General features: G+C 56.6%; 8 protein-coding genes. 3 read left to right on the top strand and 5 right to left on the bottom strand.

Going from position 1 to position 10,696, the window contains the following annotated elements; all coding sequences use genetic code 11:
• Positions 1-27: 27 nt before the first annotated feature.
• The gene (locus M2305_RS08165; RefSeq protein ID WP_264649080.1) at positions 28-1,143 is read right to left on the bottom strand and encodes a hypothetical protein; all 1,116 of its coding nucleotides are present in this window, start codon (positions 1,141-1,143) and stop codon (positions 28-30) included.
• A gap of 228 nt (positions 1,144-1,371) precedes the next feature.
• Between M2305_RS08165 and M2305_RS08170 the strand changes: the two genes are divergently transcribed.
• Positions 1,372-2,685: a lipopolysaccharide biosynthesis protein gene (locus M2305_RS08170; RefSeq protein ID WP_264649081.1), complete on the top strand. Its 1,314-nt coding sequence runs from the start codon at positions 1,372-1,374 to the stop codon at positions 2,683-2,685.
• 40 nt (positions 2,686-2,725) lie between these two features.
• Here M2305_RS08170 and M2305_RS08175 read toward each other — a convergent pair whose 3' ends face one another.
• Entirely contained in the window at positions 2,726-4,837 is a 2,112-nt protein-coding gene (locus M2305_RS08175) for a S9 family peptidase (protein WP_264649082.1), read from the bottom strand.
• A gap of 232 nt (positions 4,838-5,069) precedes the next feature.
• Here M2305_RS08175 and M2305_RS08180 point away from each other — a divergent pair, with 232 nt between their 5' ends.
• Positions 5,070-5,552 carry a DUF2501 domain-containing protein gene (locus M2305_RS08180; protein WP_086633450.1) on the top strand — a complete coding sequence of 161 codons (483 nt, stop codon included), beginning with the start codon at positions 5,070-5,072 and terminating at the stop codon, positions 5,550-5,552.
• Between the two features lie 73 nt (positions 5,553-5,625).
• On the opposite strand, the gene M2305_RS08185 is transcribed toward M2305_RS08180, so the two are convergent.
• Positions 5,626-6,390 carry an SDR family oxidoreductase gene (locus M2305_RS08185; protein ID WP_264649083.1) on the bottom strand — a complete coding sequence of 255 codons (765 nt, stop codon included), beginning with the start codon at positions 6,388-6,390 and terminating at the stop codon, positions 5,626-5,628.
• Positions 6,391-6,495: 105 nt separating this feature from the next.
• Between M2305_RS08185 and M2305_RS08190 the strand changes: the two genes are divergently transcribed.
• Entirely contained in the window at positions 6,496-6,918 is a 423-nt protein-coding gene (locus tag M2305_RS08190) for a winged helix-turn-helix transcriptional regulator (protein WP_264649084.1), read from the top strand.
• A gap of 35 nt (positions 6,919-6,953) precedes the next feature.
• Here the strand turns inward: M2305_RS08190 and mdoH are convergent, their stop codons facing one another.
• Positions 6,954-9,128: a glucans biosynthesis glucosyltransferase MdoH gene (gene mdoH, locus M2305_RS08195; RefSeq protein ID WP_211500509.1), complete on the bottom strand. Its 2,175-nt coding sequence runs from the start codon at positions 9,126-9,128 to the stop codon at positions 6,954-6,956.
• Positions 9,104-10,651, bottom strand: a complete 1,548-nt coding sequence (locus M2305_RS08200) for a glucan biosynthesis protein (protein WP_099211713.1) — start codon at positions 10,649-10,651, stop codon at positions 9,104-9,106. Before M2305_RS08200 ends, mdoH begins: the two co-directional genes overlap by 25 nt.
• Positions 10,652-10,696: the final 45 nt, after the last annotated feature.

Genomic DNA, 10,696 nt, shown 5'->3' on the forward strand with positions numbered 1-10,696 from the left:
GAGGGAGAGCAGTCTTCCTCAGGGTACTTAGACGTTGTTCATAAAACTGACGATCGCGTCAGCCGCTCTCTGCGACGCCCCGAGCAAGGGCTCCCCAAATGTTTCCCGGAACAGTTTTTCCTGCACTGGCCGATAGAACGCATGACGTTCCTCTGCCCTTGCAACCGCAGGCATGATGTCGGCGGGGTCATCGACCACCTCTCCGAGTGTCCAGTGTAAAAAATACGGATCGTCACGCCATGGGAGCTTGTGAGGATTCAGGAAAATACAGGGCCGCGGGATGGCCAGAAACTCATAAACCTGGCTGCTGACATCCCCAATATAAAGGGCCGCCTGAGACGTATAGGTCATGTCCAGCATGGCGTTCGAGCCAGTGTCCACGAGCACCTCGGGGCTTTGCTGGCGTTGGAGCAGACGCTCCCGGATGCCAAAGCCTTTGTGGAACATCTTGATGTGAGGGGCCACGACCAGATTGTACTCGTTCTGTGCCTTAAAGCCTTTGATGATGGTATCCATACACGTGGGTGCAGATGTCAGGACACGCTGATAGTGCGGATTATAGAGCGCGAACGGACGTTCGTTGCTGAAAGAAACAGCATTTTCCCGACGGACGGCTTCGAATACATCGAATTTGGGATAACCCACGATGCGTGATGCACCGTTCTGGAGAAGCCCTTTGTCCCGGAAGTAAGTCTCGACTTTCGGACCGGGCAAAAGCGTCAGATCAAACTCTCGAACAAGATGTTCGTCATTAACGTAACGGTCTCCGGCGCCATGCATCAGTAGGACAAGTTTCGGGCCGTTCAGCCCCATGTCTTTCAGGACGCCCGCCGTATATTCCGTTGCGACAACCACATCGTACTGGTTTAACTCTTCAACGTTCTCCCGAAGAATGACCAGTCGCTCCTGATCCAGCCGCCGTGCGCGTTTCAGGATGTTTGCTTTCCAGGATCTGGGAAATGGCAGCAGCGGAAGCGGCGGAACATTCAGGGCGCGTCTGATGCGGGCCAGATGATCAATGGTCTCTGGAAAGCTGTAGTATTCCGTGACGTCACATCCCGGTATTGCCGCAAGTGCACTGGCAACGGATGCGGTGTGATAGCACTGATAAGGCTCGGCAATATAAATAAAGGCGATTTTCATGAGCGTGTTTTGCGTCCTGCCCGGAGCAGACTGCCTGCTGCTCTTGTCCGGAACGCCGTCTGCTGAAAGGGCGCCATCCCGGTTATGAAGTGCCTCTGAAACACTTCGGAGGCTCGGAATAGGGCCCTGTTCATAGCCCTCGGGTCTTTGCTGTCAAGAACGCTGCAAAACGCAGGGATGCATGTTCCGGCATGGACACTCCCGGGGCTTTGTGGTCAGAAAGCCCGCATGTCCGCCGAGCGCTCTGTTTTCAGATCCATTTTCCGAAATGTCAGTGTTCTCACCCTTGGCCGTGTGGTCAATGCCCTGTGCAGCTTTGTCTATATCGCGTTCACCGTGCGCGCTTTGGGCCTCTCTGACTTCGGATTGCTGATCCTCATCCATTCTCTGGCTTCGACAGGGTCCGTTCTGTCACGGATGCAGTCCTGGCAGACGCTGATCCGCTTTGGCAGCGACGCATTCAGCAAGAACGAAACGGACCTGCTACGGAAGGTCGTTCATTTCTGTATCCGGCTGGATACAATGTCTGCGGCCGGGTCCATTATTTTCGGGCTGGTCGCCGTGCAGATTTATGGTGTGACGGCACACTGGTCCAAGCATGTCCGGTTTCTGGCGGATTTGTACGTGATCGTGAGCCCACTGATGTATTCAGGCTGGGCCAACGGTATTCTGCGAATGGCGGGGAAATTTCACCTTGTCCCGATCATTGATACCTGTGCCGCGATCGTAAAGACGGTGGGAGTTCTGGTCGGATATGCCCTGCATCTGAAGCTTGGATATTTCCTTGCAATGTGGGCGCTCGCGATCATCATCGATTACGGTTTCTACTTCTATTATGCGATGGATATCCTGCGAAGGAAGTTCCGGTTCCGCTATTTCCAAGCCTATCGCAGTTGGCGCTGGCAGATCCCTGGCATGTGGCAGTTTACGCGTGCGGCCAGTGTAAACCAGACACTCGGCAACATTTCCGGGCATGTTGCAACGCTTCTGGTCGGTAACGGTCTTGGCCCGGCGGAAGCTGCTGTTTTCCGCGTTTGTCGCCAGATTGCGGACGGGATTGTTACGCCTGCCCAGCTCATTTCGCCGGTGCTGTACCCGGAACTGGTCAAGATGCGGGACAAGCAGGACTGGAAAGGCCTCAAGCGCGTTACATGGAAAATGTTTGGCGTGCTGACCGCACTGTCCCTGCTGCTTCTGGTGCTGTCTGCGTTTTTTGGCTCAAAGATTTTCCGTCTGATGCTGCATGTTCATGTGCATCACACATCGCTTTACATTTCCATCATGCTGATGGCAGCCGTTTTCAGCCTGCTGGTTATTCCGCTGGAGCCCCTGCTGATCGTCGTGGGGCATGTGAAGTTCCTGATGACCAGCCGCACGGCCATCATGGCGATCTATTTTCCCGCGCTTTATGTCCTGACCATGCATTTTGGTCTGGCCGGTGCCTGCCTGACGACGGCTGCCTGTAACGCAGCTATCTTACTGTCACGATTTGCCGGGGTCTGGATATTTGGCGGACGGATCGGGAAGCCGAAACCTGAGTGATGTCTGGCCCACTGCAGGCGTGGGCCAGACTGTCATCCCTTTAGCGTAGAGGCGCGCGATCCATGGCCCAGATGGCGAAAGCCTGCACCAGCGCAACTTCTTCCAAGCGCTTGAAGCGCCCGGATGATCCACCATGGCCAGCATCCATGTTGATGCGGCACAGGAATGGGCCGCCGGAGGCCACTTCACGCAGCTTGGCAATCCATTTTGCAGGTTCCCAATAGGTCACTCGCGGATCTGAAAGGCCTCCCATGGCAAGAATGGGCGGGTACGGGCGCGCCTGAATATTGTCATACGGGGAATAGCTGGCAATGAGATCGTAGGCCTCTTCGTCTTCGAGTGGGTTTCCCCATTCCGGCCATTCGGGTGGGGTCAGCGGCAGGGAAACGTCAGACATGGTGTTGAGCATGTCCACGAACGGTACCTGCGCGGCGATCCCGGCAAAGAGGTCCGGTGCCATGTTGGCCACAGCGCCCATCAGTAGGCCCCCGGCTGAGCCACCATGAGCAACGATGCGCCCTGCTGAGCCATAGCCCTCTTTGGCCAGATACTCTGCGGAGGCAATGAAGTCCGTGAAAGTGTTGGGTTTGGTCTTGCCGCGCCCCTGCAGGAACCAGTTCCAGCCTTTCTCGGACCCGCCACGGATATGCGCGATGGCATAAACCCATCCACGGTCAACGAGGCTGAAGACTGTTGTGGAGAACCCTGCATCCATCGCAATGCCGTAGGAGCCATATCCATAAAGCAGAAGGGGGGCAGAGCCATCCAGCGGCTGGCCTTTCCGCATCAGAACGGTGACGGGAACCTGCTCGCCATCAGCCGCCGTCGCGAACAGACGCCGCGTTTCATACTGCGCTGGATCATGGCCAGACGGGACATCGCGAACCTTCTTCAGGGTTCGCTCGCCTGTTGCCAGATTGTAGTCATACCAGTGCGCTGGTGTTGTCGGGGATTGATAGACGTAGCGCAGAACAGAGCCGTCATATTCCAGAATGCCCTGAAGGGTCAGATCATATGCGGGTTCGTCCATTCCGATCGTGGCGGCCTGCGCACGAACATCTCCTGATACGCCTGCCTTTACGACGCGGATATAAACGTTTCCGTCTTTCCGCTCTGCCCACGCCAGATAATCACGCGACGCTGTAGCTGCCAGAAGGTAGTGCCCTTCCAGATACGGGACAAACGGGCGCCAGTTTTCCCGATCTGTGGCCGTATCGGGCGTTTGCATGAACTGGAAATCGACAGCGCCGCCCGCGTTGGTGAGAATGATGAAACGATCATTCCAGTGCGTGAAGGAATAGCGCTCTCCCCGGACCAGGGGGGCCGCAACAACAGGCATTGCTGTCGGCTCGGCAGCAGGAATCAGAAGCGTCTCATTCGTATCGTGATCCCCGCGTTCGATGACGATCCACTTGCGAGAGGCGCTGGTGCCGATGCTAAGGAAAAAGCCTGCATCGGTTTCATCGAAGACGAGTACGTCCGTCCCGCCGGTCAGAGGACGGCGGTAAATCCGCGAGGGGCGGCCATTGTCGTCCCGGAAGATCCAGAACAGCCACGCACTGTCAGGGGAAAGAGCAAAGCTTCCAGTCGTGCTTTCAACCGCCTCGGAGCAGAGTTCTCCGGTTTCCAGGTCCTTGACCTGAATGCGATAAACTTCAGAGCCCTGCACGTCTTCGGAATAGACGAAGTAGCGATGATCCGCGGAATGGGCCGTCCCGCCGAGCGCATAATAGTCAAACTGCTTGGCGCGGGCGTCCACATCCAGAAGGATCTGCTCTTCTCCGCCGTCGCGCGGGCGCCGTGCCCGGAGAGGATGCTGAGCCCCATCTTCGAAGCGACTGTAATAGGCCCAAGGCCCATCAGGCACGGGAATGGATTCTTCGGCAGGGGGAATGCGACCGATCATTTCCTGCAGAAGCTCTTTGCGAAGCGGCTCCATGCCAGAGAGCACGGCTTCGGCGTAAGCATTTTCTGCCTTGAGGTGATCGGTGATGTCCTGACGAAGGACAGACGGATCCCGCAGAACCTGCTGCCAGTTCTCGTCCTTCATCCAAGCGTAGGAGTCAGTTCTGGTCCGGCCAAGCTGCGTTGTTGACAGGGGCTCCTGCTTTGGAGCCGGCGGAACGGGGAGGGATTGCATCGCGTCTGACATATCCGAAACCTTGGCGCAGAAATGCCGGGGACTCAATCCAGCGTTAATGGACCGCCTGAATGCCGGTCCTCATGGCGTTATAAAATCAGGAAAGATGATTCGAAAAGAAACCAAGCCGGCTCTCAAGTGTTTCTAGAAAACGGCCGTGAGATAGCCAACAGAGTATTGCTCTGGTGATTATATTTCTGAATAGCCGCTGTGTAATAATATCGAACATGGAAAGACTCCATCCATGAATACCAATAAGTATTTTGCCGCCGTAGCCGCACTTGGCCTCGCTGTTTCCGGAGCTGCCTTTGCACAGACAGCACCGCAGCCAGGACAGCCGATTGTTCCACCAGGAACCCAGGCCGTGATTACGCCGAATCATGTGCAGGCCGTCGGTAATCTCAACGGTATTGCAACTGCATCAACACCTGGCACGCTTGGCGAGAACGGCATGCCGTCCATCGACAATGCCCAGGCCGGCAACGTGGCAGGCCTGACGTCCTATTGCATCCATAAGAAGCTCTCGCTGGGTACAGGGCCGCGCTCGGCATCCCGTAAGCTTGCCAAGCGCTCCGATGTCCAGAATGACCAGTACTACTCACTGGGTGGTCGTGGTCTGCTCCAGACCAGCAGCAACACGCCGTTCGACATCTCTACGCTCCCGAAGGACAAGCAGGTTCTGGTCTGCCGCGATCTCTTCAAAAAGGCTCAGAGCCTCGGCAACTGATTCTTCTGAGTTTTCGTGCTGATAAAAGCCCCGGAGCAACTGCCCCGGGGCTTTTTTTATGAGCATTGGCCTCTTAACCGTTGCGGGCTTGCGCGGCAAAAGCATTGAGCTTGATCAGTGTTTCATCAAAGTGACCATTGGCCTCTGCAAAGCGCAGAAAGCGCACGCGTTCGACAAGAATTTCCGGTGGCGTGGGCTGTTGCGTCAGCAATGCCATGACTTCATCCGTAAAGTCCGTCAGGGGCTGATAGCCGGGGCGCGTTTCCTGGCCAGGCGTGAGGCCTGTCTGCACTGCGGGTGGGGCAAGTTCGATAACCTCGACTTTCCCTTTCAGAACCTCTCGGAGGGTAATCGTGTAGGAATGGATCGCGGCTTTGGTGGCATTATAGGTGGGTGTTGTCGTCAGCGGCACGAATGCCAACCCGGATGTCACATTGATCACGACGGCATCCGGCCGCTTAACCAGATGATCCGTCAGGCTGTTGATCAGGCGGATCGGCCCAAGGAGGTTGGTCGTAATCGTCGCTTCGGCGTCCGTCAGATCATGCGTCTGCGCCAGATCTTCAAATCGCATGATGCCGGCATTGTTGATCAGAACATTAAGTGACGGATATGCGCCCAGAAGCCGTTCTGTAAAATCGGCAATCCCCTCTGGGCTTTCAATATCCAGCACCAGTGCATGCATGTTCGCCCGACCGGCGATCGTCTTATCCAAAGCATTCTGGCGACGCCCGGCGACAATAACCGTGTTGCCAGCATCATGCAGTCGCTGTGCAAGGGCCTGACCTATGCCTGAGCCACCACCAGTGATCAGGATTGTGTTTCCGCTCGGTTTCATTGGAGTTGCTCCATTGAGAATTGGAACACTTTATCTAGCGGGCTATCGTCAATTCGAAAGAAGGCACCTCAAAGATTTATACGCACTGAAAAGAGAGTGACCCCTATGACGGATAACCCCTACGAAGCCTCGCCTGAACGCCGTGCCAAGCGTTTGGCCGAAGCAACGCCACTTACGGAGTGCGATGCGCGCGTTGAGCGATTGGTGACGGAACTCATTGGTCGCGTTGCTGACAAATGGACGATGATCATTCTGGAGGTTTTGGAAGAGCACAAGGAATTGCGCTTCACGCAGTTGGCACGAAAAGTCGAGGGGATAAGCCAGAAGATGCTGACCCAGACACTCCGGCAAATGGAACGGGACGGAATGGTGACCCGTACGATTCATCCGGTTATTCCGCCACGAGTGGACTATCGTCTTACACCGCTGGGACTAAGTCTGGGTGCAGCATTTTGTGGGGTGTGGATCTGGGCAGAGAAAAATCTGTCTGAAGTGGAAGCCGCCCGGAGTGCGTTTGACAGTAAATAATCTGTAGCTGGATACTTTGCCAGCCACAGAGAGGGTTAGTCCGGAAGGTTCTCGACGAGTGCGACGCCTTCGGCCGCCCCGAGGACTGAGGCCTTTTCCTGTCGGGTCAGTTTGGAAAGGGCGGCCTTGATGGAGGGCGCCTCTTTCAGCTTGACCAGTCCAACCAGCAGGTTGGCATCAATCGCACTGCCAGCCTTGCGGGTTGGCGGAAGTGCGCCAAGGTGAGCGTCTAAAAGTGTCCGATCCGTCCGCAGAAGGGCGAATGCCTCGCTAGGCGGTTGATGAGGCGCGTGCAGGGCTTCTGTGCGCAACCGTTCGTTTTCTTCTGCAAGACGAAGAATAGGCGGCGGGGCCGTTTCTTCTTCGATCAGCAGAAATCCAGCCCGACGGAGTCCCAGTCCAACGTCGCGGCTGGCTGTAACGGCCGCGAGTGGAATAGCCAGCACAAGCCCAAGCAACACTGGTGTCATCCACAGGAAGAGTGCGTGTGAAACGGACCATGCAGCTGCGGCCAGCAGAAGGCCGAACACTGTGTAAACCCAGTATCCACGTGCAACTTCACGGAGTGAAACCCGCCCGTCTTCACGGTTCTGGGCATTCCAGCCAGAATCACGGCCCAGCAGAATGGAGATAACTCCAGACGTCTGGATCAGCATGGCAATCGGCGCAATCAGGCCACCAATCAGGGTTTCCAGAATGATGGAAAGGAAAAGCCGGATAGCACCGCCGGAACCGCGCAAGGCAGCGCGATCAAACATCATGGCGATGAACGCCAGGAACTTTGGCGCCAGAAGGATGCCCATCGTGCCGATGAACACAAACTTTGCCTGCACAGGATCGACGCGTGGCCAGTGCGGATAAAGCGTCGGCTTCGTGCCGAAATATTCCGGATGATAGAAATGCGACTGAAGGGAAATCAGGATTCCGAACAGCAGGAACAACAGCCAAAGCGGAGACATGATATAGGAACCAATGCCCGTCAGCATGTGTGTACGGCTGACCCAGTGGAGGCCTTTGGTTCCAATGATCTTGGCGTGCTGGAGATTGCCCTGACACCAGCGCCGGTCACGGATGGCCACATCCGTCAGGGACGGGGGGCTTTCCTCATAAGACCCGAACAGCCCAGGCACCATGTGAATGGCCCAGCCACCGCGTCGCATGAGTGCTGCTTCGACAAAGTCATGGCTGAGAATATGGCCGCCGAAGGGTGGTCGGCCTTTCAGATGGGGCAGGCCCGCCTGTTCGGCGAAAGCCCGTGTCCGGATAACGGCGTTATGGCCCCAGTAATTTCCTTCCGAGCCATGCCACCAAGCGATGCCATGGGCAATGAGGGGGCCGTATACGCGGCCTGCAAACTGCTGCATGCGGGCAAATAATGTCCGGCCGCCCACAATAACCGGAAGGGTCTGGATCAGCCCGACGCCCTCATGGTTTTCCATGGCGGAAACGACACGCACGATCAGGCTGCCGTCCATCACGCTATCAGCATCAAGGGTGAGCATCTGCTGGTACGAGTCACCAAAGCGTGTCACCCAGTCGCCCAGATTGCCTGCCTTGCGATCTGTATTCTGATGGCGGCGGCGATAGAAAATGCGCCGATCATCACCAGTGGCCCGACGGAGGGCAAGGAAGGCACGCTCTTCCTGTAACCATACGTCCGGATTGGTCGTATCAGACAGAATGAAGAAGTCGAACGCATCAATCTGGCCGGTGGCAAGAATGCTGTCATAGATGGCCTTCAGGCCGCCCAGAACGCGTTCCGGATCTTCATTATAAGTCGGCATCAGCACGGCAGTCCGTGCTTTCAGCACTGGAAGAGCACCGTCCCGATGAATGCCGAGCCCAAGGCCTCCGCGTGTGATCAGGGAGACGAACCCACCAAGACTTGAGGTGAAGGAAAGCGCGATCCAGAAACCGAGAATGGCGAACAGGATCAGCACAATCACGCCAAGCGTAGACACGCCTAACGAGTTAAAAACCTGATTGATCCTGTAGATGCCAAACCCGGTCAGCGCGAGCGCTGAGCCAAACACGAAAAGGCGTCGCAGCCAGAGCGTCTTCGGCGTCGTGTCCAGAACCCTGAAAGGGCGGCCATGCCGATCAGGCTGCTGATGGAGGTTTTGAGGCTCCATCCTGAGCGGAGCCTCATGAGGCAGGAACGGTGCTTCGGACGGAGACATATTGGTTACGGCGTCCAACGGTACATCCATTTTTCTGAGATCGGACCCTGATCGCTTGCAAGCTGCGCCTGGAGTTCAGAGGCTTTGGCATCGCCCGGCACGAATTCAAAGGTTGTTCTCCAGCCTTTGATGTTCGGGTTGGGCTCGACAACAACATTCCGGATGGTGCCGGGTGAAGCCTGTGAAATCAGGTGGAAATGTGCGTCCTGCGGAATGTTCTGGAATGGCGCGCCCGTAAAGTCGATCACGAACATTCGTGCATCGGCGTGGTCCGTGACTGCACCGATACGGGTCCCAGCAACACGTGCCAGCGGTGTGGGCCACGGCGTATCCCAACCCCAGTACATTCGGTAGGTAAAGTTGTATTCCTGACCGGCCTTAAGAGCGTCTTTTGGCCGCCAAAACGTCACGATGTTGTCGTTGACCTCATTGGGCGTCGGAATTTCCACGAGATCAACCGCTCCGTCACCCCAGTTGCCAATGGGCTCGATCCACAGGGACGGCCGCTTTTCGTAGTTGAGGGCAAGATCTTCGTAGTCATGGAAAGAGCGCTTGCGCTGCATCAGGCCAAAGCCGTGCGGGCTGCTATCCTGGAAGGCCGAAAACTGGAGGTCCGTGGGGTTGACCAGTGGACGATAGAGCTGCTGCCCAGATCCGGTCCACACCTGAAGCGCCTCGCTGTCATGGGCGGCCGGGCGCCAGTCATCGACGTGGTTATGTTCGTTGGCATCGAAATAGAACATGCCCGTGAGAGCCGCGATGCCGGACTCGGTAATATCCTGCCGGGGGAAGAGCGATGACTGTACATCAAAGACGGTCGTGTCGCCGGGGCGGATCGTGAAGCTGAAAGCTCCCGTGACGGACGGACTGTCCAGAAGCGCATGAATGACAACGGACTGAACGCCAGGTTCCGGCTTTTCCAGCCAGAATTCGCGGAATAACGCGAACTCCTCGCCTTTCGTGTTGCCAGTGCCGTTGGCGAAGCCGCGGGCGGACAAGCCGTAGTTTTGCCCCTTGGCCACCGCACGGAAATAGGATGCGCCGAGAAATACGGCACATTCTTCCATTTCGCCCGGTGTGTTGATGGCGTAGCGCAGGCGAAGACCGGCAAAGCCCAGATCATCGGTGACGCGCAGCATTGGGTTGGCGTAGCTGAACAGGTCAGGGTCGTAGGCAATCGGTGTCGATTGGCCGCCGATGACTTCATTCATCGCAATCCGAGGCTTGTAGAGAAAGCCGCGCGGAAAAAACTCGACCTCAAACGCCAGACTCTGCCCATGCCAGAGGGCGCGGTCAGGGTTGAATGTAATGCCCCGGAACTGGTCAAAATCCAGATTGGAAATGGCAGAGGGCAGACTTTGCGGAGGTGGAGCGTAAGGAGATCTGGCCAGTTTCTGCGCAATGGCGCGAACAGTTCCATTGTCAAACGGAACAGTCTTTGGAGCCTGCTTGGCAGCAGGCGGCGCGGACTGGGCATAAGCGAAGCGGCCAGACGTTCCCATCAGGGACAGGCCTGCCCCAAGCTTTACCAGATCACGACGCAGGATACTCATACTTTTCCCAACAGTCCCAGTTGTATGCCTCCCCCTGAAATCAGA

Source organism: Gluconobacter cerinus, from assembly GCF_025961355.1.
GTDB lineage: Bacteria > Pseudomonadota > Alphaproteobacteria > Acetobacterales > Acetobacteraceae > Gluconobacter > Gluconobacter cerinus.

Coding starts and splice junctions, on each gene's coding strand:
- M2305_RS08165 (WP_264649080.1), bottom strand. CDS start 1,143: ATGAAAATCGCCTTTATTTATATTGCCGAGCCTTATCAGTGCTATCAC.
- M2305_RS08170 (WP_264649081.1), top strand. CDS start 1,372: ATGTCCGCCGAGCGCTCTGTTTTCAGATCCATTTTCCGAAATGTCAGT.
- M2305_RS08175 (WP_264649082.1), bottom strand. CDS start 4,837: ATGTCAGACGCGATGCAATCCCTCCCCGTTCCGCCGGCTCCAAAGCAG.
- M2305_RS08180 (WP_086633450.1), top strand. CDS start 5,070: ATGAATACCAATAAGTATTTTGCCGCCGTAGCCGCACTTGGCCTCGCT.
- M2305_RS08185 (WP_264649083.1), bottom strand. CDS start 6,390: ATGAAACCGAGCGGAAACACAATCCTGATCACTGGTGGTGGCTCAGGC.
- M2305_RS08190 (WP_264649084.1), top strand. CDS start 6,496: ATGACGGATAACCCCTACGAAGCCTCGCCTGAACGCCGTGCCAAGCGT.
- mdoH (WP_211500509.1), bottom strand. CDS start 9,128: ATGGATGTACCGTTGGACGCCGTAACCAATATGTCTCCGTCCGAAGCA.
- M2305_RS08200 (WP_099211713.1), bottom strand. CDS start 10,651: ATGAGTATCCTGCGTCGTGATCTGGTAAAGCTTGGGGCAGGCCTGTCC.